We start from the raw sequence: 24704 nt of genomic DNA, 5'->3' as shown, positions 1-24704 counted from the left end.
AAAGCTCTGACCAGAATAAACAAGCGGGTAAAAAACGCTAGCCTGGGAACGAGCGATCTTTACCTACCTGTTTGTAATTTTTTGTCAGGCTTAGTCGAGCAGTGGCTTTAAGAAGCGACCTGTATGCGACACTTCTTGTTCTGCAACATACTCTGGTGTTCCCTCTGCAATTATCTGGCCACCTCCGGATCCTCCTTCAGGACCAAGGTCCACAATCCAGTCGGCAGTTTTAACTACATCGAGGTTATGCTCTATTACCACCACAGTGTTTCCGTGGTCTCTGAGCTCGTGCAGAACAGCAAGCAGCTGTTTTATATCGTGGAAATGTAACCCAGTTGTGGGTTCATCAAGAATGTAAAGGGTTTGACCGGTGTCTCTTTTTGATAACTCTTTTGCGAGTTTTACACGCTGTGCTTCACCGCCAGACAGTGTAGTAGCCGCCTGACCGAGTTTGATGTAAGACAGACCAACATCCATCAGCGTTTGCAATTTGCGAGAAATCGAAGGCACTGCATCAAAAAATACGCGAGCGTCTTCCACCGTCATCTCTAGCACTTCGTGAATATTTTTATCTTTGTATTTTACGTCTAATGTTTCGCGGTTATAGCGTTTGCCCATACACACATCGCACGGCACGTACACATCAGGTAAAAAGTGCATTTCTACCTTAATCACACCGTCGCCCTGACAGGCTTCACAACGACCGCCTTTTACATTGAAGCTGAAGCGGCCTGGTTTGTAACCACGAGAGCGTGACTCCTGTGTGCCTGCAAACATCTCTCTAATAGGTGTAAATATTCCCGCATAGGTTGCAGGATTTGAACGCGGCGTTCTGCCGATAGGGCTTTGGTCAATATCGACAACTTTGTCGAGCAACTCTAAGCCTTCCATTGATTTATGTGCTGCAGGTTCCGCAGTTGTCGCCTTATTTAACTCACGCTGTGCAATCTTGTAGAAGGTGTCGTTAATTAGCGTCGATTTTCCCGAGCCTGATACACCCGTTACGCAGGTCATCACGCCCGTGGGTATGCGAAGGTCAACAGATTGTAAGTTGTTACCGGTAGCGCCTTTAAGCGTTAGCCATTCATTGTTTTTCGCTGGATTCCGTTTTTCCGGAATATCAATCTTTTCTCTTCCTGACAGATATTTTCCAGTAAGTGAGTGCTCGCTTGCTAGAATATCGTCGATGGTACCTTGGGCGATAATTTCACCGCCGTGTACGCCAGCACCTGGGCCAATGTCGATAACGTGATCCGCTTGGCGAATGGCATCTTCATCGTGTTCCACTACAAGCACGGTATTTCCGAGGTCGCGCAAGTGGGTGAGGGTTTTTAGTAAGCGTTCGTTGTCTCGTTGATGCAAGCCAATAGAGGGTTCATCAAGTACATACATAACACCCACTAAACCTGCACCTATTTGGCTAGCGAGGCGAATACGCTGTGCTTCACCACCGGATAACGTATCTGCGCTTCGAGAAAGGGACAAGTAGTTTAGCCCTACATTGACCAAGAAACGTAGACGGTCCAATATCTCTTTTAATATTTTTTCAGCAATTTGCGCTTTTTGACCGGTGAGATCGAGGGTCTCAAAAAACGTGTAAGCTTCTGCTATCGACATATCGGCGATAGTGGGCAGGGTTGTTTGCTGAATAAATACGTTGCGCGCTTCAAGGCGCAGTCGAGAGCCATTACAGCTACTGCAGTGTTGCTGGCTTAAGTACTTGCCAAGCTCTTCTCTTACCGAGTTCGACTCTGTCTCGCGATAGCGTCGTTCCATGTTAGGAATGATGCCTTCGAAGGGGTGCTTGCGCTCCATGATATCGCCGCGCTCGTTGATATACTTAAACGATAGTGACTTACCTTTTGAGCCATACAGCACAATATCTTTATGTTCTTTTTCTAATTCTTCAAACGGCGCCGTTAAACTAAATTTGTAATGGTCGGCGACGGCTTGCAGCATTTGAAAATAGTAATAGCTGCGTTTGTCCCAGCCGCGAATGGCGCCGCCTGACAAACTAATCTCGGCGTTGGTAATAACCCGAGAAGGGTCGAAAAAGTTACGGGTGCCAAGCCCGTCACACGTAGGACACGCACCTGCAGGGTTGTTAAACGAGAACAAGCGAGGTTCGAGTTCACTTAAGCTGTATCCGCAGTGGGGGCACGCAAAGTTGGCGGAGAATATAATTTCTTCAGCGTCTTTATCGTCCATGTCGGCGACAATCGCGTTACCGTTAGCTAGCGATAAGGCGGTTTCAAAAGACTCAGACAGACGAAGCGCCATATCATCTCGCACTTTGAAGCGGTCTACTACCACTTCAATAGTATGTTTCTTATGCAGGTCTAGAGGCGGTGGATCGGATAAATCGCACACTTCGCCGTCAATTCGAGCGCGAATAAAACCTTGTGCCGATAAGGTTTGCAGCGCTTTTACATGTTCGCCTTTTCGTTCCTTCACAATAGGAGCAAGCAGCATAAGTTTACTGCCTTCAGGCATAGCCAACACTTTATCCACCATTTGGCTCACGGTTTGTGCGTCAAGAGGCACATCGTGGTCGGGACAGCGCGGTGTGCCAACACGGGCAAACATTAGGCGCAGATAATCGTATATTTCAGTGATTGTACCCACGGTAGAACGGGGGTTATGCGATGTCGATTTTTGTTCAATCGAAATGGCTGGTGATAAGCCTTCGATATGATCTACATCGGGCTTTTCCATCATTGATAAAAATTGACGAGCGTAGGCTGAGAGCGACTCAACGTAACGACGCTGTCCCTCGGCGTACAGAGTATCAAATGCAAGAGATGATTTACCTGATCCAGAAAGACCAGTAATCACTACCAGTTTGTCTCGTGGCAGTGTTAAATCAATATTCTTCAAATTGTGAGTGCGTGCACCGCGTATTTCGATTTTATCCATTGAAGCCTAATGAGAAAAAGAATCTGAATGAAAGGGTCAGTATGCCATATGTGTCAACTAAAGTGATATGGCATTGAAGTTATACTGCTTGAAAGCGGGTGAGATCACCTTCATTTGATTTGTGAAGAGCTTAATTGCACTAAGAAGCAGACTTGATAAACCCTGTCTTTCGCTTTGACGATTACATTAATCAGTTTTAACCTACATGGGCACATCCACAATTTATGCTACACTTCGCGACCTTGTTTTGGCTCAGTAAACTTTGAGGAACTCAGACGCTTTGAACGCTTTGGAATTACGCGCGGCGCTTGCGCTGGCATCTGTTTATGTTTTACGTATGTTGGGCCTTTTCATGGTCATGCCTGTTTTGGCTGTGGCTGCGATGGACTATCCAGACTATTCTCCTTTGTTGGTAGGCTTAGCAGTGGGTGGCTACGGTCTGACACAGGCGGCATTGCAAATCCCCATGGGCATGATGTCTGATAAATGGGGTCGTAAACCCGTTATTCTGTTGGGTCTTAGTGTGTTTGCGGTGGGTAGTTTTGTCGCTGCCAACGCCGACACCATGGCATGGATGATTGTCGGGCGTATTTTACAAGGCGCGGGAGCTATTGCTGGCGCTATTATGGCACTTGCCACCGATGTAAGCAGAGAAAGCCAGCGAGCAAAAGTGCTCGCAATTATTGGTATTGCTATCGGTTTTTCGTTTTATCTCGCTGTTATCATCGGCCCCTTAATTGCAAATCACTATGGCTTAGCGGGCGTTTTTGCCGTAACAGGTCTTTTAGCCGTGCTGTGTATGCCATTAGTAAAATGGGTAGTACCGAACTCTGAGCCACTCAGCAGTGGCGATACACTTCCTCAAAAAGGCCAGCTTCGTCATTTAATGCTTTCCCCGCAACTGTGGCGTTTGAACGTGAGCGTTCTCGTGCTGCATATGTTGATAACGCTGTTGTTTGTGCAGCTACCCGTTACCTTAACCAATTTTGATATGACGCTGAGTGAGCATTGGCGCATGTACCTGCCCGTCTTAGGTGTGTCCATTTTAGGGCTTATTGTAATGATGGGAATTGCAAGAGGGCGCACGCCTAAATGGTTATTACTACTGGGTGTCGTTTTTATGGGAAGTGCGTTTTTAGCCCTTGGCGTAAATGGCAATAGCTGGTGGCTAACGACGGCAGCGGTCATTCTTTTCTTTACCGGCTTTAATTACCTAGAGGCAAATTTTCCTGCTTTAGTATCGAGCATTGCCCCTGCCGGTCAAAAAGGAACCGCCATGGGGATTTACGCTAGCTTTCAGTTTTTTGGTGCCTTTTTAGGTGGGATGGTATCGGGTGTTGTCACTGATATCTGGTCTCCTAATGTGGCGTATCTGGTTGGAGCATTAAGTACACTACTTTGGATTTTCGTTATAAGCGGCCTCAAAGAGGTGAGCCCAGTGAAACGCGTGATGTTAAACGGGCTACGTTCAGACGTGTTGCTTGATGCCAATAAGCGACATGATAGCAATAAGCAACAAGCCCTTGAAGAAGCGCTTTTAGCCGTACCGGGGGTCTTGGAAGTCACATTGAATGCAGAAAATGGCGCAGCGTATTTAAAAGTAAATAGAGACTTTGATGCCGTGAAAGCGCGTGCTGTACTAGCGGTTTAGGTGCTGTCTGAGTACTTTCTAGGTGCAGTCTAGCTGCAAAGAGACGTAGGTCTTATGTAGCCACTACTTAGCAGGTGCACAGCGAACGTGAAATATTTCTCATGGCTGTTTGGCTTGTGAAGCTGCAGGTACTTTGCTTTAATAAATTATACAAAAACACGGACAGTTCTTCCCCATGGCTTTTAAACCTGCCTTATTATCCTTTTTATCTTGCCTAGCCTTAAGCGTATTTTTGGCTGGATGCGCTATCAACGTTTCTCCGAGCGCGTTCTTTTACCAAGATACCAAAGAAAAACCGTTAGATACGACACGACTTCACAGCGCCATTCAAAAAGACAAAGTGGCTGCTGGAATTAGTATTGTAGAGATTGAAAATGCGGGTGGAGAAACTCTGCGAGGCGTTGCGGTTTCTTATGCTAAGCCCGTTATTAATATTCTGTTCTTTGCTGATAACCGAATGACGGTGTCTGAAAATAACAACGTGATACACCAGTTAGGTAAGCTACCCGCCAATATCCTATGGCTTGACTATCAAGGTGTTGGTGCGAGTGAAAAGGCCGACAAGCTCAGTATTAATGCGATTAAAAAAGACGCATTAATGCAATTCGATTATGTGAAAAATACCTTCGATAAGTCTGTACCAACTATTGTCCACGGACGGGGTATTGGAAGTTATTTTGCGAGTTATGTGGCTGCTAACAGGCAAATAGATGGGTTGGTATTAGACGGGGCATTCAATAATATATCTGATTTAATCGCCAATATGGTGCCAGGCTTTTCTAATTCATTTACTGCAATGAAGCTGCACGATGAAGTTCACAGTATGCAGATTGCGCCCATTCTCAGGCATTTTGATGGTCCGCTCTGGTTACTCGTCGGTGCCAAGGATAAAATTACTCCTCAAGTAATCAGCGAACAACTTCTTGCCGACAGCGCGAGTGAGAAAAAGCACATCTCTGTTATTCCTGATGCAACGCATAATGCCACATTAAGTTCAGCATATGCGATTACTGAATATCGGCGTTTCATAATTCAACTATCAGACTAAACAACAGCGCGTTATTTCACTTTTTGCCTGTGGATAAATAGTGGAAAACCTTGTTGGTAACTATGTTAACAGTCAATGAAAGTAAGCGATCGAGATCAAGCAAGCTCAACTGATCCGATCACGTTATGCTAGTAAAATCAATAGCTGTAGCAAAATTATTGTAGATCGCTGGTGGATTTGATCGTAATTGGTTGAAGGATCAATAGCTTTATCATCTTGGGGATAACCATAATGACTGGTGTTCCCAATCTTGCATTAGACTTAAGTATAAAGTTAATGCTCTCGCAATCTGAAATTATTCGTTACAAGCAGTAGATTCTTACACCCTGACTATAGAATCTCGTTTAATAATCGTAGGGGTGTATTTAAAGGTTAAACCTTCTTCTGGCTTTTTCCCCGATGCATACTTAAGGGCAAGCTCGGCAGCTTTTGAGGCCATCATTTCAACAGGATAGCGCAAAGTGGTGAGTTTGGGGCGGCAATATTTGGCTAACAAAACATCGTCGTAACCCATTACAGATACCTGTTCTGGTACCGCAATACCGTGGTCTTGTAGCATTGTCATGGCACCTGACGCCATAGCATCGTTATAGGCCAATACGGCGGTAAATTTAGCGCCTGTGGCCAATAAGTTCTGCATTGCAAGTTCACCACCTTCTTGATCTGGCGTTGCATACTCAATCATGCTTTCAGGCAATACTAGGTTGGCGTGCTTTATAGCGGTGCGAACACCTTCAAGCCGTTGATTAGGATCGTCTATTCGGTACTGACTGCTGATAACCGCCACGTGTTCGTGACCTTGGTTAATCGCATATTCAGCCATTAAACGTCCACCGGTAACATTGTCTAGCCATACGCATCTATTGGCGATTTCAGGAATATATCGGTTAATGAGTACAAAGCCTGGCACTTGTTTTGAGAACTCTACGAGGGTTTTATCATCAAGGGCCTTGCTGTGGACCACCATGGCTTCAACACGATGCTCTAACAAAGTTTCTATAGCTCGTAATTCTGTCTCTTTTTCTATTGAGCCTGCACTTAATAGTATTTGGACATTGTTCTTGCGAGTAACAGATTCAACACCGTGAGCCAGCATGGCGAAGAACGGATCGTGTAATTCGGCAATCACAACCCCCAGCGATGCGCTTTTCTTTGTTACCAAAGCTCGTGCATTGGCGTTAGGGCGATAACCCATCTCTTCCATTATCTTTTTCACGCGTTTTCGCGTATCGCTACCTACTTTGGGTCCGTCGTTAATTACGCGAGACACTGTGGCAAGTGAAACCCCTGCCGCTTGAGCTATATCTTTAATTGTTGCCATTTCGTTTTCGCAATTCTATTTTTATTTTTAACGATAGGCTCGCTGACGGTGACACTTAAAAGTAAAAAGGCTGTAAAAGCACAGTCAGTAGGGCCAAATAATGCCTATAGCGTACATTATATTTACAAAAATTGATAAATTTCCAACCCGTTAGTTAGGGCTTTCATCAAGGCGGTAAACTGTGTTTCAAACGTAAGTGAATAACTCTGACTCAATAGCGGCACTTAAATACAAAATGTTATCCCGTGCGCTACAAATAATTGTTGAAAACGTATACCCTTTGAAAACAGGTTGCGCTGTTACAGTGTGTTCAGTGGTGTTGACGTAAGTATAAAAGGCGAAAATAGGGTTATGAATATTCAGGTGTCGGCTTTCGGTAAAATGAGCGGAAAAGCGAGCGGTCAACTAAGTGATGAACAAGTGAGTATGTTTACCTTATCGAACGCCAACAACATGGAAGTTAAAATATTAAGCTTAGGCGGTATCATTAAAGAAATTACTATGCCTGATGCCAATAACGCGCCTAAACACTGTATTCAAACTTTCGACACCATAGATGAGTACATGGCCGATGAGAGTTATCGCGGTGCTATTGTAGGGCGATACGCTAACCGCATTGGCAATGGGTGTTTTAGTCTTAATGGCACAACCTATCACCTTGATAAAAACAACGGTGAGCATAACCTTCATGGTGGCAATGCCGGTTTTCACAAACGCAATTGGGCCTCGTCAACCCATTGTGATGACCAGAGCGCTAGTGTCACGTTAACGCTACTTAGCGGCGATGGGGAAGGGGGCTTTCCTGGCAATGTAGCGGTAACCGCCTGCTATACCCTAAATAATGACAATGAGCTTAGCCTACGTATAAAAGCAACGACCGATAAAGCAACCCCGCTCAGTTTTACTCAACACGCCTACTTCACATTAAGTAATGATAGCTCAGTAGAAAGCACGGTATTGACTATCGCTGCAGATGAAGTGACCGATGCGGATAGTACATTGCTACCAAACGGTGAGTTTGTTGCTGTGAACGACACTCCCTTTGATTTTAGAGTGCCCACTCAAATAGGAAAGAATGTACATGATATGCCGTCGTCTGAACTCTTTGAGAAAGTAGGGGGGTACGACCATAACTACGTGCTGCGCCAAAGTGCTAACACCCAGCCACAAGCTGAAGTGAGCGCCAGCGACACTGGGCTTACCATGAAGCTGTATACCAATCTGCCAGGATTGCAGTTCTATACAGGTAATCTAAAAACGCAGCAGCAAATGGGCGCATTGTGTTTAGAGCCTCAGTTTTTCCCTGATTCACCGAACAAGCCTCACTTTCCAAATTGTATCGTTACGCCAGATTCTCCTTTAGACATGGAGATTCGTTACGCTTTCTCGGTAACAAAATGAACGTGGTCGTATTAAAGGGGCTGTACATACGTGACTATCGAATAGGCACTAAATGTTATTTTAATTAACATTTATTTTTCCTTCTTCGAACATTGATAAATTGAGAGCATTGATATATTATTTTGGGTAAACGTTTAACCTTTTGTGTATGGCGCACGCATTATTTGCCACTGAGGCTTAGTGACCGGCCCACAAAACGCATTTTTATAGAGAGCGACTATGGCAAGCCCATTCGATCCGTCAGATGATCCACACCGCAGATTCAACCCCCTATTAGGTGAGTGGGTTTTGGTATCGCCGCATCGCGCGAAACGACCATGGCAAGGGCAGTCGGAAGAGCCTAACAATGAGCAAAAGCCGTCTTACGATCCAACCTGCTATTTATGCCCGGGCAATACCCGTGTTAACGGCGAGGTAAACCCTGATTATGCTGGCACTTTTGTTTTTGAAAACGACTTTGCTGCGCTCAAGAAAGATACGGTTGTGTTGAGCGAGAAAAAAGGGCTTTTTCAGTTCGAAACTGAACAGGGCTGTAGCCGAGTTATTTGTTTCTCTCCCGATCACAGCAAAACCCTTCCTGAATTGACAGACCAAGAGCGTGCAGACGTTGTAGCATGCTGGAAATCACAGACAGAGGAGCTAGGTCAACAATATCAATGGGTTCAGGTATTTGAAAACAAGGGCGCGATGATGGGCTGCTCTAACCCTCACCCTCACGGACAAGTATGGGCGCAGCAGCATGTGCCGACAGATCCGGCTAAAAAGCTTGTACAATTAAGTGCTTATTTCAACGAGCACAAACGTCCTTTGTTGTTAGACTACGCTGAGCAAGAAGTTGCAAAGCAAGAGCGCGTTGTATGTCAAAACGATGACTGGATAGTAGTAGTGCCGTATTGGGCTGCATGGCCGTTTGAAACATTGTTACTGCCTCGCTTTGATGTAACAGCACTGCACAAATTAACCGACGAACAATCGTTTTCTCTAGCGCAAATTATTGGCGATATAACCGCGCGCTATGACAATTTGTTTGAAACGTCATTTCCATATTCTATGGGCTGGCATAGCGCACCATTTGATAAACAAGAACATCCTGAATGGACGTTACACGCGCATTTCTTCCCGCCACTGCTTCGTTCTGCGAGTGTACGTAAGTTCATGGTTGGGTATGAAATGATGGCCGAGGCCCAGCGCGATTTAACGCCAGAACAAGCCGCAGATAGATTGAAGGCACTTTCCAGCGTGCACTATAAAAAACATGAGAATGTAAATGGATAATCAAATACTCTCTTCAGCGTTTGAAGAAAGCTTTGCAGAAGAACCGACACTGATAGCTCACGCACCAGGTCGCGTAAATTTAATTGGCGAGCATACCGACTACAACGGCGGCTTCGTATTTCCTGCGGCCATTAATTTTGGCACCTGGGTAGCGGCATCAAAGCGAAGCGATAACAACATTGTTGTCACCGCAATGGACTATGAGAATCAGCAAAATACGTTCGGCCTTGATGATATTCACTATGATGACGAGCAAGGTTGGGCAAACTATGTTCGCGGTGTGGTTAAAGTACTTAAGCAGGATTTTCCCGCATTTGGTGGTGCCAATTTATTAGTCACGGGTAATGTGCCTCAAGGTGCTGGCTTAAGTTCTTCCGCGTCATTTGAAGTTGCAGTACTAAAAGCAATGAGTGCCCTATATCAGTTGCCTCTCGATGGCGTGAAGGCCGCACTTCTAGGTCAGAAAGCGGAAAATACCTTTGTGGGCTGCTCATGCGGCATTATGGATCAGCTTATCTCGGCAATGGGTAACGAAGGCAAAGCCATGTTGCTCGATTGTCAGTCGCTGTCAATTCAACACTCACCGCTGCCTGACAGCCATCAAATTGTCATCATAAACTCAAACGTGAAGCGCGGCCTGGTAGACAGTGAATACAACCTTCGCCGTCAGCAGTGCGAGCAGGGGGCGTCATTACTCGGTGTACCCTCATTGCGCGAAGCCGATATTGATATGCTTGAAGCTGCAAAGCCGCATATGCCCGAGGTGGTATACCGCAGAGCTAAACATATTATTACCGAAAACAAGCGAACCTTGTCAGCCAGTAACGCTTTAAAAATAGGTGACATTGAAACGGTGAGTAAGGCCATGGCCGAATCTCATGTGTCTATGCGAGACGATTTTGAAATAACGGTGCCCCCAATTGATTACCTTGTCACCATCATTGATGAGTTACTTGGTGTTACTGGCGGCGTGCGTATGACCGGAGGCGGTTTTGGAGGATGTGTTGTTGCGCTAGTTCCAACAGATACTGTTGATGCTGTGAAACAATTAGTGGCTGATAAGTACTTTGATGAGACGAATTATCACGCTGATATATACGTATGCACTGCCACACAGGGGGCCTTTGCATAAATTATTTCCCCATCTTTGACCGCTTATTTGTGTCCCTTAGCCGCATCATTGGATAGCGGCTTTTTTTTGCCTGCGGTAACACACTGCGGCTAATGGCGGGCTGCTTGCGGCACTGGGCTCATTTATTTTAAGCATCGTGTTTAGGCAGTTTTGGCCCGAGCTTCCGTTTATTGACCGAGTAGGTATTGTATTTTTACTGTGCGTAGCGGTGGCTGTCATCGTCTCTCTTATGGAGAAAAGAGGTGTACACGAGAATGCCGTAGAGCTCTCTGATGTGCAGTTTGATACCACTAAAGGATTTAATTTCGCGGCTATTGCAGTGGTACTCATACTTATCGCTTTTTACAGCGCGTGGTGGTGATGGAGTAAGCTTTCACACACGCTTCTAGAACGAGTACGGTTGAAAGTGCACTGTTAAAAAGAGCCTAGTTAAACAGAGCGAAAGTTCAGAAGACGGAAATGAGAAACTTTGATAGCGTTTATTTGTGAATAAATGCATCGACAAAAACTTCATTTTTCCCTGGAAAAATACGATATACTACAGGGCTCAAAACTATGAACTTTCGTGCTTGTTGCTGTCGAACTTTGATGAAGTCGAAATAGCGGCGCTTTAAAATAAGCGTTACAACGCAGCAAGCCAATAAACACGTTACAGGAGACATCAATGGCAACGAAAGGCGTGAACAAGGTAATTCTTGTAGGAAACCTTGGTAATGATCCTGAAGTAAGATACATGCCGAACGGAAACGCCGTTGCGAACCTGAGTCTTGCAACCAGCGAAAGCTGGAAAGACCAACAAGGGCAACCGCAAGAGCGTACAGAATGGCATAGACTCACTATGTATCGTCGCTTGGCTGAAATTGCTGGAGAATACCTGAAAAAAGGTTCGCAGATTTACGTAGAAGGTAAATTGCAAACCCGTAAATGGCAGGATCAGCAAGGCAATGACAAATACACCACAGAGATCATCGTAGACCAAATGCAAATGCTTGGCGGTCGCGGCGGTGAAGCTGGTGGTGGTAACGGCGGTTACCAACGTCAACAAAATAACCAAGGCGGCGGATACCAGAACCAGGGCGGTGGCTATAATCAAGCACCAGCTCAGGGCGGTCAGCAGCAAGGCGGTCAACAAGGTGGTTACAACCAAAACCAAGGCGGCGGTTTCAATCAAGCTGCTCCTCAAGGTGGTAATCAGCCTCAGCCTAAAACTCCACCAATGGCTGAGCCAGACTTTGACTTTGACGACGATATTCCATTCTGACTAGTACTTAAGGTCTGTTTAATTTCTAATTAAGGCAGGCTTACTTCAGCGCGAAAAGCTGAATTAGGATTGAGTTTAGTTTGAAGACATTGCTAAAAAGCCCAGCTAAGCTGGGCTTTTTTACGTCTCCTGTCCCGTCCTGAAGTACGCAGCACATTTATTGACTTGGCAAATTGTGCACTACGTAAACAGGAGCCAGGTTCTCTATTGCTTCATCGTTTTATCACTGCTCACGGCCCACACTGCTCGCTTCTTAAGGTTTTAGTTTCACACTCTCCCGTTCTCAAATTCATATTTCCAATGTCGCACCATCACCGACACGGCTATTTTGACCGTACTTTTACTCAAAAAGCCGGTAAGAGGTAATACGTTTACCTTTTTGGGGCGCTGTTAATATCCAATAGAAATAACTTAGTTGTAACAATTAATGAAAAGAATAGCGGCTTGCTTGCTTGTTGATGCCAATAAAGTAATATGGCTACGCCTACTAATTAACAAGCTATTAGCAAACTATGAAAACGTTATCCCTACTCTGCGGTGCGAGCGTAATGCTCGTTACTACTACTTTTTCTGCGACTGCATTTCCTGCGCAAACTGTTTACAAAGATTTCCCAGCTGATGTTATGCCCGAGCTTAGCGAGGGTGGTGACCTATCGGTAGGGGTAAAAACTATTGAAGTGGCTTACCCCGAAGCGGCAATGACAATGTCAGGAGAGATGGTAAAGCGGAAGTTAACCCTCGAGGTTTGGTATCCCGCATCTCAATCAACTGACTTAGCAGAGTCAAAATTAGCCGTATATAGTGATGAAACACGCAGCGGTAAGACGTTTGAAATTCAAGCCGATGCTTATCGCGATGCCCCTATTATGGCGACGGACGAAAATTATCCTATCGTAGTCATCTCTCACGGTTATACCGGCTACCGTACGCTGATGCATTATCTTGGCGAGCATCTAGCATCTCATGGGTATGTTGTGGCTGCTATAGACCATACAGACTCAACAAACAAAGACGTTAACTTTGCAGAAAGCCCATACAGTGGTTTTCCAAGCACGCTATTAAATCGTTCACGAGATCAGGTGTTCACGCTTAATGCGGTGGCTCAACACGGCTTTTTTGCCGACGACGTTGACGAAACTCGCGCTGGAGTGATTGGCTATTCAATGGGTGGGTTTGGCGCAATGAGCACAGTGGGAGGGTGTTACGCGTTTAACGATACTACGGCTGCCACTTTTACCGGTACACAAGACCCTGCAACAGTTCAGTTGGTAAAAGCGGCCTTAAATACGTGCGCAGGTGGCAAGCCTTCAAGTGATGACACATTACCAGCATGGAAAGCTGCCTTAGCTCTTGCGCCTTGGGGCGGACAACAGCAGTTGTTTGATACAAAGTCCCTATCTAACATTGACGTACCTGTGCTGTTTGTCGCTGGTGATAACGATGATATATCAGGCTACGATGGCATTCGTTGGTTGTTTGATCACACAACGAATAAAGATGCCAAGTTACTAACCATTAAAAACGCACGTCATAATGTTGCACCTCACCCGGCACCTAAAGAAGCGTATGGCAGTGAGTTCGACTTGGGTAGTTACATCGAGCCCGCATGGGAAGAGCAAAAGCTCAATGCCATAAACGAACACTTTGCTTTAGCGCTCATGAACTGCCACGTAAAAGCCATGCCAGATTACTGTGCCTTTTTAGAAGTAACGGGCAGTAGTGACCAGGTACCAAGCGGCGGAGAAACGCCTGCGCCTTGGAAAGGTTTCGATAACCGCTGGGCGTTAGGGTTGCTTATGGAAGGAAAAGGCGGAAAGTGATTCTGTTTTAAAAACTCTTTGTTAGAGAGTTTGTTTGTTACCCGCTAAGGGGCTTTACTATGAGCCCCTTTTTTTATGCCTTTCTTGTTCGTTTATTTCTCTTGCGAAACGGTAATACCAGTCCGCATAGATAATTCCCCACTCAGCGAGACTTAAAATCTTCGTAATCGCCGACTGGTATAACTCTTGTTACAACTAATTGCTGGAATATTGTTCAGCATAGGTTAATGTAAACAGAGTCAATATGAGTGTAAGCACCAACCTAATATCTAGCACACAATGCATCAAGTTTAGTGTGCAGTAACCATTGCTGTGACAGTGTCTCGACACCCTTATTTCCCCAAAAGGAATTGCTATGAAATTGAATTATCCTGCATCGCAACTAGCATGCGCTGCCCTTTTATCAACCATGCTATCAATCACCCCATTGAGTACATCATTCGCTGCTGATAGCTCAGTATCAACGTCGTCTGCGAAGAGTGCAGAGCTTACCAACCTTGAAATGTATGCCCGCCAAGGAGACTGGGAGCGTGTTATTGATAAGCTGGAGGACGTAAAAGGTAAAAGCCCTGAACAATATAATTTGCTGATTTCAGCACTAATGAACACAGACTTAGACGATGCCGAAGAAGTAGCTGAAGAGTTTATAGCAAGCTACGGCAACGATTACCGTGCCTTTCATACCCATGCCAACGTGATGGGAGCACAAGCCTCAAGCAGCATCTTTTCAGCTTTGGGTTATGCAAAAAAAGCCAAAAGCAGTTTAGAGCAAGCAATTGTTATCGCGCCTGAGGAGATTGCGGTATATCGCGCCCTGATGCAATTTCATTTAGTTGCTCCCTCCATAGCCGGTGGTGATATGGATGAAGCGAAAAAGTTGGCAGAAAAGATCGCCACAATTGATAGCGTTGAAGGCCAATTTGCTTTGGCTAGCTTCTACCTCAAAGACGATAAAGAAGACCAAGCACGTGCTATTTACGACGCTCTTGCACAGAATGAGGCCTCGACCTTACGAGCTAACTTTGAATTAGGCAGTCACTATTTATCTGCTGAAAAATACAGTCACGCTTTTGAAGCGCTGTCGCCACTAATGGATATGTCGGTAGCAAGCGTAGAAAGCAAAGATTCGGCGCAATGGGACGAGTACGAACAGCGCGAAAGCAATTTGCTGTACGGCAAATACCGCATTGGCCAAGTAGCGTTAAACAGCGACAAATTTACCAATACCGGCATTGCTGCATTAGAGCAGTATATTGATGGCTTCAATACGACGAATATCGATACAGCAGGCCTGCCAAGTGCAAACTGGGCCCATTTGCGACTCGCAGAGCTTCGCTTAAATGCCAATGACATTGAGAAAGCGAAAAGTACGCTGGCGCTTATCAATGGAGACGAGGGCGAACGCTTTGCAAAAATTCTGAAAGCGTTAAAAAAGAAGATTAAAAAGCGGGCTTAAAGCGGTTTTATCAAAAACGGCCTGAACGCAGTAAACATAACGTTCAGGCTGTTAGTTTTTTCGATTTACACCGCTTTCACTGAATAGATAAGCGCTGTTTCTGGGAAAAGCACGGGTAACTGCATGCCGTACTTCATCAACACCTCACCGGTAAAAATCTTTCCTTCTAGCTGCTGTAAGATAGAGGGCGTGTACTCTTTGAGTACCCCAGGCCACACTCGTTCCACCGTATATTGCTTATTGGCATCTAGCCCAGCAAAGTAGAAGCGAGTAGGGGTAGTACGACGGGTTTCTTGCACACTGTTATAAGCAAAAACACCTTCCTCTTTATTCTTAGACACATAACCAAACTTAACGTTTAGGCCATCGTCATCCATGCGGAACAAGTCGCCGCTATGAGTAAGGGGACGTATGCGCTTATAGAGTGAAATGGCGTCGGTAAGTACGCTTTCTTCGTGCTCAGTCAGTTCACGAGGGTCCATTTCAATACCCATGTGGCCAAACATCGCTACAGCAGAACGAATTTCGATGGGTAAGTGTCTACCGGTAATGTGGCAGTCACGCGGGCCTACATGGGCACCCATTACCTCTGAGGGGAAAAAGAATGAGCAGCCACGCTGAATGTAAAGTCGGTCTAAGGCGTCGTTTGAATCTGAGGTCCAAAAGCGGTCAGTATGAGGAAGTATGCCTAAGTCGATACGTCCACCGCCCGAGCAGCAGCTCTCAATTTCAAGCCCTGGGTGTGCGCCTTTTACGCGGTCGATTAGCGAATATAGCGCTGCAATTTGGCCATGCATGGCAGGCTTGCCGTGCAGGTTGCCAGGGTGATTAACGTCGCGGTTCATATCCCATTTAATGTAGCTAATTTTAGGGTAGGTGGCGAGGATATCGGTAATCACCTTATACAGATATTCAACAACGTCGGTGTTGGTCAAGTCGAGAACATACTGATTTCTAAACGGCACGTGAGGATTGTTTTCACTTTGCAGTGCCCATTCAGGATGATTGCGATACAGGTCACTATCTGGGTTCACCATTTCAGGTTCAAACCAAATACCAAACTCCATTCCCAACCCCGTTACGTGGTCTATTAACCCGTCAAGCCCATCTGGATATATCTCTTCATCCACAAACCAGTCGCCAAGGCCTGCTTTGTCATGGCGTCGCCCCTTGAACCAGCCGTCATCAAGCACAAAACGCTCAATCCCTAATGGCGCCACCTTGTCAGCAAGGGCTTTTAAGGTAGCTTCGTCGTGGTCGAAATAGATGCCTTCCCACGTGTTGTAATGCACAGGGCGAGGCTTAGACTCAGCGCTGTGCTGTAAAATATTGCTGCGTATATATTGATGAAACTGCTGTGAAAGAGAAGAGAAACCATCACTGCCAAAGCCGGTGTACAAAACGGGGGTAGTATAGCTTTCACCTTCACTAAGTACGACTTCACCTGGGAACAATAATTCGCCGAACTGCACATAGCTTCTACCATCAGCCATAAGCTCTGCACGCAATTTGTGATTGGCTGATGCACCTAAGTGGTAGCCGTAGCATTCACCCTGCAATTCCCCCGTGCCTTGAGGGTAGGCAATTAAGCCTGGGAAGGTGTCGTGGGAGGTTTTACCGCGGCGGTTTTCTCTCACGTAACTGCCAAAAAAGAGGTCGTGATCGCTTGTTTGAAATTCTGCTGACCATCTACCTTCAAAGGTTTTAATTTTATTAACCAATGTGGGAAGCGGTAGGCTTGCAGCATTTAAATAGCCAAGGTGAAGCGCTGTTTGCCCCGTATTCTCTATACGCGAGCAAAAGGACGCTACGGTAGTATTGGCGTCTAAACTCACTGTTGTAACTAGCTGCATGCCTCTATGTTGGTCTTCACCAACAAATTCTACTGACGTGCCGTTCTGTTTTGTTTCTACAAGGCTAAAGCCGGCAGACCATTGGTCTTTATCGCCAGACACTTCAAGGCCTGGTTGTCCGGTCCATCCTTCACCATGAGTAGGCACCAAGCTGATAGGAGGCTCGATAACCGGTGCACACTTGGCTTCTTGGCGGGTGTTTAAAATGCTGAGCATTTCAGGCGTTGTGGAATCGCTGAGTGGGGCGCCGTAATAGATGACTTTTGGCATACGGCCTTGGCAGTCAAAGATGAGCGTTGTGAACTCATTACATAATCTTACAAATGAAGGTGAAGACGACATATAAACCTCGACGTTAAAAATAGGTTGAGCAAAGATGCTGGCGGATTAGCTATCCATTGTGCGAAAAAGAGCGCGAAATAGTACGTGGCAATAACGTCGAGCCAGCGCAAAAGGTCTCTAGCAACAACAAAGCATAGTTAATGCATCGCTTGATAAACAAAAGAGGGTACGCAGCGTACCCTCTTAAAAGATACTTACAGAAAAGCTAGGCGTTTTTGTTTTCAACAGTACTTTGATTTTCAATAGTGCTTTCTTCAAAGGGACTATCGCTGTTTAACGCCATTGAAAATTCTGCTTTTTGTTTAAAGATGACCCTGTTCACAATGAGTGCGAATGACACACAGCCTATAAGCGTTGCAAACATGAGGTGGATATAATGCAAGCCAAATGGTGCGTAAAACGGCGATGCTTCAAAACTGACAAATGCATAAAAAGAAACGCCAAAAGTAACAGCACCAATAGCAGCAAACGCATGAACGTTTCTAAACAAGAGACCAACAATGAACACAGAAAGAATTGGCATACTTAATAGGCCATAAAGTTTCTGTACTAGATTGATAATACTGTCGGCCTGCTGATAAACAGGAATCAGCGCTAATGAAATTAAACACAGTAATACAGTAACGTAACCGCTTAATTTAGGTACGTTAGGCGTTTTGTTAACGTAACTCTCATGAATATCGCAAACATAAAGCGCAGTGGCTGAGTTCAGGTTACTGTTAAAGGTAGTCAGTACTGCCGCCGCCATTGCCGCAGCAAATACGCCGGATAACCAGTCTGGCAACACGGTTGCTACAATTTTGCCGTAGGCACTATCGCCAATGTCGCCGAACAGCTTGTAAGACACTATGCCAGGAATCACGATGATTGCAGGAACAATTAATAAACGAATGCCTGCTGCGGCGAATACACCCTTTTGCGCCTCTTTTAACGATGGCGCGGCCATCGCTCGTTGCGTAATTACCTGATTCGTACCCCAGTAAAACATTTGAATAAAAATCATGCCTGTTAGCAGGGTGTGCCATGGAATAGGGGAGTCATTGTCGCCGATAAGCGTAAGGCGCTCTTGTGGAATACCGTCGAAGTTGTAGTCAATGGCTTGTAACGCGAGAATTAAAACAATTACCGCCATGGTAAGCAGCAGAACACCGGAATAAGTATCTGAAACGGCAACAGCTCGAAGGCCGCCAAAGATGGCATACAGTGCGCCAACAACCACAAAGATAACTGCGATATACATCAATGGTAGCTCTACATTAAACATTGATTGCATAAATAGGGAGCCAGAATAAATGACCGCAGGACAAAAGATAAGTGCGCTGCCCGCAAAAAATAATACGCTGATCACTGCACGAATGTGCTTATCGTTATAGCGAAGCTCTAGCAATTCGGTAGTCGTAGTACATTTAAATTTGTAGTAAACAGGAAGAAACACTTTTGCTAGTACAAATAAACCAACCACCGCAGAAAACTCCCACAGCGAGAGAAGCGCCATTTGGTTTCCGTTCATACCAACAAGTTGATCGGTACTTAAGTTTGTTAACGTAATACTGCCCGCTATGAAATACCAAGCTAATCCGCCACCGGCAAGAAAGAACTCACGGTTTTGGTTTTGCGCATTTCTATTTTGTCCACGACAACTCAAATACGTTAAAAAACCAATTAGCGCGGTAACGAACACAAAAACAGACACTTGAATCGTGCTGGAAAACATTCACGTACTCCTAGAAAAATTACGGTTTGCTAATCTCGAACTTCACATTGTTTATGAGGCGAGTAGGGAATTTTGTGTTGTGGAGCCTAATAACACGGTTTATTTGAAACACTGAGCCCAGAATATTAAATAGAACAGAGAGCACCCCTTTCTTATTGAGAGCAGAGAGCGTTTCTGGTGAGAGCTGTTGGAGCCGTTCTTCGTTAAGCATAGCTAGGCCGCCAACGCGCTGCTGCGTTTTATCTGCATATTCAATCAGTAAGTCGGTAGGTTGAATAAGCGCTAGCTCAGCAAGCTCACTTAACAAGGATGCAGTTTGTTGCATTGCATCAACGCGCTCTTTGAGCAATTTTTGTTTATTATCTAAATAAGCAGTTGGACGACCACTTGATAAGAACAAGGCGTCTCCACTGTCTTTTTCAGTATTGTTTTTTGCAACTGCCGGTGAATCCATATCCAACAAGGTTTCGGGAGTAGTGGGGTCGCTTTCAAAACTCAAGGTAAATGGCAAGGTACGCAAACTTAGCGGTGTAACGTGCGCAAGCCATGTGCCTTGAGTTTCAAACACGTTTTCTTTCGGCGCAAAACCGCAAAGTGCCGAAATAGTCCAGCGCTGCTGATTACTCACTTTACTGAAAAAAAGTGGGTATTCACTAGAGGCTTGAACCGCTTCTTTAATCTCTATATTAACTAAGTGGAAGTTAGCAAATGTCTTGGCTAACTTGTCTTCGTCGACACGTACATCGCTGTGTTTATCAGCAGTTAAAACTTCAAAATTTGGCATTCTTATTCTCTTTTAGCTAGCTAACCACTGCTCTATGTAGTCTCTATGATTCGGTAAGCTACTCAGTTTTTGCTGTGTTATCAGTTGATTCTGTTTCATGACTTTGTCAGCCAAGTCCCGTTCGGTATAGAAATGCGACTGCAGTGAGAAATCAGGTGAGAAGCCCATTCCATAAAGCACGTACTGATAGCTTGCAGCGGGAAATAGTTCTATTGCTGCTGAAAAATCAGCAATTTGCGGCCCACGATACTTCCAAATTTCGAGATCTTCTTTCAACGAATCAGGAATTGACGCAATGTCTCGATTGGCTTGCCAGTAAGGCTCGCTACGTTGGTTGAAAATGTAGTGCAGCTTTAAAAAGTCGATAATACGCTGCCACCTGTACTGCATTTGCTTGTTAAAGCGCTGGCTAATTATTGGCATTGCTGAAGCTGGCGTAGGCATTTGCTCGGCAATATACCTCGCTGAGATTTCTATTAGCATAAGTGCTGTGGCTTCTAGAGGCTCAACAAAGCCGGCGGACAAACCTACACCGATACAGTTACCTTTCCAAATTCTCTTTTTATAACCTGAGTCAAACCGAATAACACGTGCATTCAGCTTGCCCATTTCATCACCCACATAGCGACGGAGCAACTCTTCAGCCCGCCCATCATCGGTAAAGTCAGTGGAGTAAACGTGACCCACGCCTCTTCGAGAAGAGAGGCCAATATCCCATATCCAACCGGCTTCCTGAGCGGTAGCTTGCGTGTATGGCTTAATCTCAAAGTCATCTTCGTAAGGCACATGTAGCGCGATTGCAGAGTTGTTAAACAGTACATCGTTTGCAGACACTACGGGCTCTTGAAGTGCTTCGCCTAGCAGCATAGAGCGAAAACCAGAGCAGTCTACGAAGAGGTCTGCATGAAGCGTACTGTTGTCATCCAGCGTAATACTTTCTATATGCTCTGAAGAGGTCGCCGACACTTGCTCAACGGTGGCAACTTTATGCTGCACGCCCAACTCTTCTTTGCAAAAAGACTTTAGCATGTCGGCAAATGCACCTGCGTCTAGGTGGTAGGCGTAGTTTGATTGTGCGCTACTGTATTCTTCTTCATTCAGCGTGCGCGGCGCCATATTCTGCTCGCATACGTGCTGCTGGAAGTTGGTAGTATTAGCAAAGTCGGCAATGTTATTAATATAAGGGGCCATTTCAACACGGCCATACCCTAGCGGTACGGTGAAGGGATGATAATAAAAGTCGCCATTACCATTTACCCAGTTAACAAATTTGCCGCCTTGTTTAAATGCTGCAGAGCATCGCTTGAATACTTCTTTTTCTGACAACCCTATGTCTTTCAACGTATTTCGCATGGTAGGCCAAGTACCTTCGCCAACGCCTACGGTAGGAATATCGCTAGACTCAACTAGGGTGATATCTAAACCACACTGACCTTTCGCCACTTTGTGTTTTGCCGCAACAATGGCTGCAGTTAGCCAACCTGCAGTGCCACCGCCAACAATGACAATACGTTGTTTGGATGATGTGTTGGTCGAAAAATTCATGAGAGATTACTGCCAATTTGTTTTGCTACATTTATTCATAAACTTATTCATTTTCCAATAAGCTTGTGAATAAAAGGCAGGGTTTTCACCCTGCCAAAACACATACTTTTAGAATGAGCCTCGAACACCTACCGCGAAACGAGAGCCATTATCTTCAATTGAATAAATTTGATCTGGGAAGCGACCCACTTGAGTAAGCTCTTCCTCAGTCACGTTGATACCTTCAAAGAATACTGAGAAGTTTTCATTGATGTCGTAGCTAGCACTCACATCCCACTGACCGTAAGTTTCAGTAGTCACCGGCTCGCCAGTAGCACCGCCAACAGAGGTGTTATCAAGTGCAAACAAGAATGACTCTCTGTTGTTGAATGCAACACGGGCTTGGAACGCGTCACGCTCATAGAACACAATGAGGTTTTGCGAATCACCAAGGCCAGGTAAAGCAAACGTTTGTGCAGTGTCGCCACTCACACCTATGTCACTGTTTACGATAGTCGCGTTCGCAGTAACACCGAAACCGTTATCCCAAATGTGAGTTAGCGCAATTTCGTAACCGTTAACTGTTGCTGTTTCACCGTTTTGAGGACGAGTAACGGTATAAACCTCACTCTCGCCGTTCAATTCTTCAGTCTCTGCAACCACATCGCGGTCAGGGTTTTGCGCGTCTAACGATAAACCTTCAGCACAGTTTGCTTCAGCACAACGGTAACCATTTACAGGGCTTCTATCAGTCATTGAATAAATTTCATTACCCGATAGCGTTACGATAAAGTTTTGAACGTCTTTGCTGAAGAATGCAAAAGAGAACACTGAATCGTCACTGTAGTACCATTCAAACGATAGATCCCAGTTCTCTGCTTCAAAAGGTTGCAGCCCAGGGTTACCGCCACTCGCCTGTAGATTCTGTCTACGCGGCTCGTTAAATGTTGTCGCTGGCGACATCTGTGCCATTGTTGGACGAGTCAGTGAGTCGTAGCGAGAGAAGCGCACCAACATATCTTCCTGCACTTCTAACTTCACGTTCAAGCTAGGTAGCAAGTTTGAGTACGACGAGGTACCGGTAATGTCATTAGCCGGAGCAAATCTATTCGCAAACAATGTTAAATCGGTGGTAGGGACAACATCCGAGATGAACGCTTGTACTGCTGATACCGCAACGTCGGTTTCTTCGTAGCGAGCACCGAAGTTCATAGTAAGCGGCATATCGCCAATGTCATAGCCAAACTCAAATTGTGCGTAAAGAGCCGTTACGTCTTCTTCAATGTTGTAGTAGTTTGGCTGTAATGTTGGGATTACTGGCGCACCTTGTGATGCTAAAAAGTCAAGGTATGCATCACCATCGTAGGTGTACCATGTATCAATTAGTCCGCTGAAGAAGTTTTGAGCAGTAAACGGACGGATGTTTAATTCATCAACTGGCGCAGGTGTCGCGTAACCACAGAATGCGCATTGTGAACCAAATTCTTGGTAAACATACTTCTCTCGCTCAGATAACAAAATACCGAAGTCAGCTTTGCGGAACACATCTGAGTCAGACATATAGGTGAAGTCTGCCTTGTATTCGGTCACTTCATCTTCAGTCGCTTGGGTATTCCCTAAGTCATTGTAGTGAAGACGGTTAAGAGAAATGTCAGGTAGTTGGCCATTACCAAAACCATCGTGTGCAACTGTTGGCGTACTGCCAGTTCCGTCAAACGAGTAGTTGTTAATAATACCTACAACGTTAAAGCGGCCTTCGCCTGCAATGTCGTTTTCAGCTGTTGAATTAGAGATATCGAAGGTTGCTGATAATGCATCACTTACTTGCCATTCAACGTTGATACCGAAGCCTTCAGTAGTCACATCACGAACGCCACGGCTTGATGACACAAAGTCAGACGCTGGGTTACCGCTACCTTGGTGTAAGTCAATTTCTTGAGTGAACTGTATTGCAGTTCCATTATCAGAGATTTGTGCAGAGCCTACGCGATCAGGCTCAAACCATGATGCTAAATCTGTCACTTGTGAGTCTACTTCGAACTTAGACACAAAGCCGTCTAGCGTAATTGTTACGTCATCTGAAGGCGCGTATTGCGCAACAAGTGAAACGTTAGTACGTGTTCTGTCTTGCTGATCAACAAGCTGATCCCAGTTTCGAGGAAGGTATACGTTATCCGCAATAATGCCATCGTTTCTGTTAGACAGAGTAAGACCTGGACGCCAGCCTGCCGTTTGAATACGGTTTATCTGAACTTGGCGTTCTTGATGTGAAGCAGCAAGAAGAACACCAAATTTGTCATCAGCAAAAGTGTTGCTAACTAAAAACGAGGCTTGTGGCGAGGTTTCTTCAGAAAGGCTTTCGTACATGCCTTTCACCATACCCACCGCTTGGAAACCATCGTAGTTGAATGGACGGGCGGTAGAGATATTTATTGTTGAGCCAATACCACCAGATTGTAGGTTGGCAACAGCACTTTTATAAATACTTGCACCTGTAATTTGGTCAGCAGCCAGAATATCAAAGTTAAACGCACGACCAGCTGCATCGGTTGCTAGCTGACGACCATTCACTAAAACTGTGTTGAACTGTGGGCCAAAACCACGAACTGTTACTTGTTGGCCTTCGCCACCGTTTCTGTCTATCGACACACCAGTGATACGTTGCAAAGATTCTGCAACGTTAAGGTCTGGAAATTTGCCTAAGTCTTCAGCAGCGATGCCATCGGAAACGGCTAGGTTTTCTTTTTTGTCGGCCATTGCGCGTTTTAAACTGCTAACAATGCCGCGCACTTCAATAATTTCAACGGGTGCATCTTTTACATTTTGTGACGCAGAATCTTGCGCCAACACGATGGGCGAATGCAGGGCAGCAGCGATAGCAACACCCAATAGGGAGCGTTTTGCCATTGGGCTGAATTGTGATGTGTTTGTTTTATGTGTCACTGTGTTTTCTCCGTGAGTAGGCTACGTATTAACGTATTTTTCACTCAAATTACGTGTTAGTGCGCGCCTTCGAGCTTGTTAACATTACTTTTACACTTTGAGTGCTATATTTTTCTAATTATAATTTTGTAACATCATGAAAAATATACGCTAATTTTCATAAGGTAAAAGGTGAAACGTTTACCTTGGTTCCAATACTAGCACAAAAAGACAATGTAATTACAATGTTATAAAAACTTTTTTTGCGCAAAAAAAGGACATAT

At 45.2% G+C, this 24704-nt stretch carries 16 protein-coding genes; 9 read left to right on the top strand and 7 right to left on the bottom strand.

Annotated features, from left to right (window positions below; all coding sequences use genetic code 11):
• Positions 1–90: 90 nt before the first annotated feature.
• Positions 91–2916: an excinuclease ABC subunit UvrA gene (gene uvrA, locus O9X84_RS04910; RefSeq protein WP_269518500.1), complete on the bottom strand. Its 2826-nt coding sequence runs from the start codon at positions 2914–2916 to the stop codon at positions 91–93.
• Positions 2917–3196: 280 nt separating this feature from the next.
• Here uvrA and O9X84_RS04905 point away from each other — a divergent pair, with 280 nt between their 5' ends.
• Together O9X84_RS04905 and O9X84_RS04900 are read left to right on the top strand one after the other, a co-directional pair.
• Positions 3197–4567, top strand: a complete 1371-nt coding sequence (locus O9X84_RS04905) for an MFS transporter (protein ID WP_269518499.1) — start codon at positions 3197–3199, stop codon at positions 4565–4567.
• A gap of 175 nt (positions 4568–4742) precedes the next feature.
• Positions 4743–5615 (top strand): alpha/beta hydrolase, encoded by an 873-nt coding sequence (locus tag O9X84_RS04900; RefSeq protein ID WP_269518498.1) that lies wholly within the window; start codon positions 4743–4745, stop codon positions 5613–5615.
• 319 nt (positions 5616–5934) lie between these two features.
• On the opposite strand, the gene O9X84_RS04895 is transcribed toward O9X84_RS04900, so the two are convergent.
• Positions 5935–6936 carry a LacI family DNA-binding transcriptional regulator gene (locus O9X84_RS04895; RefSeq protein WP_269518497.1) on the bottom strand — a complete coding sequence of 334 codons (1002 nt, stop codon included), beginning with the start codon at positions 6934–6936 and terminating at the stop codon, positions 5935–5937.
• 351 nt (positions 6937–7287) lie between these two features.
• Between O9X84_RS04895 and O9X84_RS04890 the strand changes: the two genes are divergently transcribed.
• From O9X84_RS04890 to O9X84_RS04860, 7 genes are all read left to right on the top strand, one after another.
• Positions 7288–8337: an aldose epimerase family protein gene (locus O9X84_RS04890; RefSeq protein ID WP_269518496.1), complete on the top strand. Its 1050-nt coding sequence runs from the start codon at positions 7288–7290 to the stop codon at positions 8335–8337.
• Between the two features lie 219 nt (positions 8338–8556).
• Positions 8557–9612, top strand: a complete 1056-nt coding sequence (locus O9X84_RS04885; protein WP_269518494.1) for a UDP-glucose--hexose-1-phosphate uridylyltransferase — start codon at positions 8557–8559, stop codon at positions 9610–9612.
• Positions 9605–10744, top strand: a complete 1140-nt coding sequence (gene galK, locus O9X84_RS04880; protein ID WP_269518492.1) for a galactokinase — start codon at positions 9605–9607, stop codon at positions 10742–10744. Before O9X84_RS04885 ends, galK begins: the two co-directional genes overlap by 8 nt.
• 136 nt (positions 10745–10880) lie before the next feature.
• Positions 10881–11105, top strand: coding sequence for a hypothetical protein (locus tag O9X84_RS04875; RefSeq protein WP_269518490.1), 225 nt, complete (start codon positions 10881–10883; stop codon positions 11103–11105).
• A gap of 303 nt (positions 11106–11408) precedes the next feature.
• Entirely contained in the window at positions 11409–12005 is a 597-nt protein-coding gene (locus O9X84_RS04870; protein WP_163106614.1) for a single-stranded DNA-binding protein, read from the top strand.
• A 512-nt stretch (positions 12006–12517) separates the two neighbouring features.
• On the top strand, positions 12518–13825 hold the full coding sequence (locus O9X84_RS04865) for an alpha/beta hydrolase family protein (RefSeq protein WP_269518488.1): 1308 nt from the start codon (positions 12518–12520) through the stop codon (positions 13823–13825).
• Positions 13826–14180: 355 nt separating this feature from the next.
• The gene (locus tag O9X84_RS04860) at positions 14181–15281 is read left to right on the top strand and encodes a tetratricopeptide repeat protein (RefSeq protein ID WP_269518486.1); all 1101 of its coding nucleotides are present in this window, start codon (positions 14181–14183) and stop codon (positions 15279–15281) included.
• A gap of 65 nt (positions 15282–15346) precedes the next feature.
• Here O9X84_RS04860 and O9X84_RS04855 read toward each other — a convergent pair whose 3' ends face one another.
• The 5 genes from O9X84_RS04855 to O9X84_RS04835 all read right to left on the bottom strand — a co-directional run bounded on the left by O9X84_RS04855 (position 15347) and on the right by O9X84_RS04835 (position 24405).
• Entirely contained in the window at positions 15347–17476 is a 2130-nt protein-coding gene (locus O9X84_RS04855; protein ID WP_269518485.1) for an alpha-galactosidase, read from the bottom strand.
• A 205-nt stretch (positions 17477–17681) separates the two neighbouring features.
• Positions 17682–19190: an SLC5 family protein gene (locus tag O9X84_RS04850; RefSeq protein WP_269518483.1), complete on the bottom strand. Its 1509-nt coding sequence runs from the start codon at positions 19188–19190 to the stop codon at positions 17682–17684.
• Positions 19191–19209: 19 nt separating this feature from the next.
• Entirely contained in the window at positions 19210–19974 is a 765-nt protein-coding gene (locus O9X84_RS04845) for a SapC family protein (RefSeq protein ID WP_269518482.1), read from the bottom strand.
• Positions 19975–19986: 12 nt separating this feature from the next.
• A complete protein-coding gene (locus O9X84_RS04840; protein WP_269518481.1) occupies positions 19987–21519 on the bottom strand; it encodes a tryptophan halogenase family protein in 1533 nt (510 codons plus the stop codon).
• 108 nt (positions 21520–21627) lie between these two features.
• On the bottom strand, positions 21628–24405 hold the full coding sequence (locus tag O9X84_RS04835; protein WP_332108316.1) for a TonB-dependent receptor: 2778 nt from the start codon (positions 24403–24405) through the stop codon (positions 21628–21630).
• Positions 24406–24704: the final 299 nt, after the last annotated feature.

The sequence above is a fragment of the Alteromonas sp. BMJM2 genome, assembly GCF_027257845.1.
GTDB lineage: Bacteria > Pseudomonadota > Gammaproteobacteria > Enterobacterales > Alteromonadaceae > Alteromonas.
Note: the sequence above shows the minus strand (reverse complement) of the source record. Positions and strands in the feature narration are given on the sequence as shown.

Coding starts and splice junctions, on each gene's coding strand:
- uvrA (WP_269518500.1), bottom strand. CDS start 2,916: ATGGATAAAATCGAAATACGCGGTGCACGCACTCACAATTTGAAGAAT.
- O9X84_RS04900 (WP_269518498.1), top strand. CDS start 4,743: ATGGCTTTTAAACCTGCCTTATTATCCTTTTTATCTTGCCTAGCCTTA.
- O9X84_RS04895 (WP_269518497.1), bottom strand. CDS start 6,936: ATGGCAACAATTAAAGATATAGCTCAAGCGGCAGGGGTTTCACTTGCC.
- O9X84_RS04890 (WP_269518496.1), top strand. CDS start 7,288: ATGAATATTCAGGTGTCGGCTTTCGGTAAAATGAGCGGAAAAGCGAGC.
- O9X84_RS04885 (WP_269518494.1), top strand. CDS start 8,557: ATGGCAAGCCCATTCGATCCGTCAGATGATCCACACCGCAGATTCAAC.
- galK (WP_269518492.1), top strand. CDS start 9,605: ATGGATAATCAAATACTCTCTTCAGCGTTTGAAGAAAGCTTTGCAGAA.
- O9X84_RS04870 (WP_163106614.1), top strand. CDS start 11,409: ATGGCAACGAAAGGCGTGAACAAGGTAATTCTTGTAGGAAACCTTGGT.
- O9X84_RS04865 (WP_269518488.1), top strand. CDS start 12,518: ATGAAAACGTTATCCCTACTCTGCGGTGCGAGCGTAATGCTCGTTACT.
- O9X84_RS04860 (WP_269518486.1), top strand. CDS start 14,181: ATGAAATTGAATTATCCTGCATCGCAACTAGCATGCGCTGCCCTTTTA.
- O9X84_RS04855 (WP_269518485.1), bottom strand. CDS start 17,476: ATGTCGTCTTCACCTTCATTTGTAAGATTATGTAATGAGTTCACAACG.
- O9X84_RS04850 (WP_269518483.1), bottom strand. CDS start 19,190: ATGTTTTCCAGCACGATTCAAGTGTCTGTTTTTGTGTTCGTTACCGCG.
- O9X84_RS04845 (WP_269518482.1), bottom strand. CDS start 19,974: ATGCCAAATTTTGAAGTTTTAACTGCTGATAAACACAGCGATGTACGT.
- O9X84_RS04840 (WP_269518481.1), bottom strand. CDS start 21,519: ATGAATTTTTCGACCAACACATCATCCAAACAACGTATTGTCATTGTT.
- O9X84_RS04835 (WP_332108316.1), bottom strand. CDS start 24,405: ATGGCAAAACGCTCCCTATTGGGTGTTGCTATCGCTGCTGCCCTGCAT.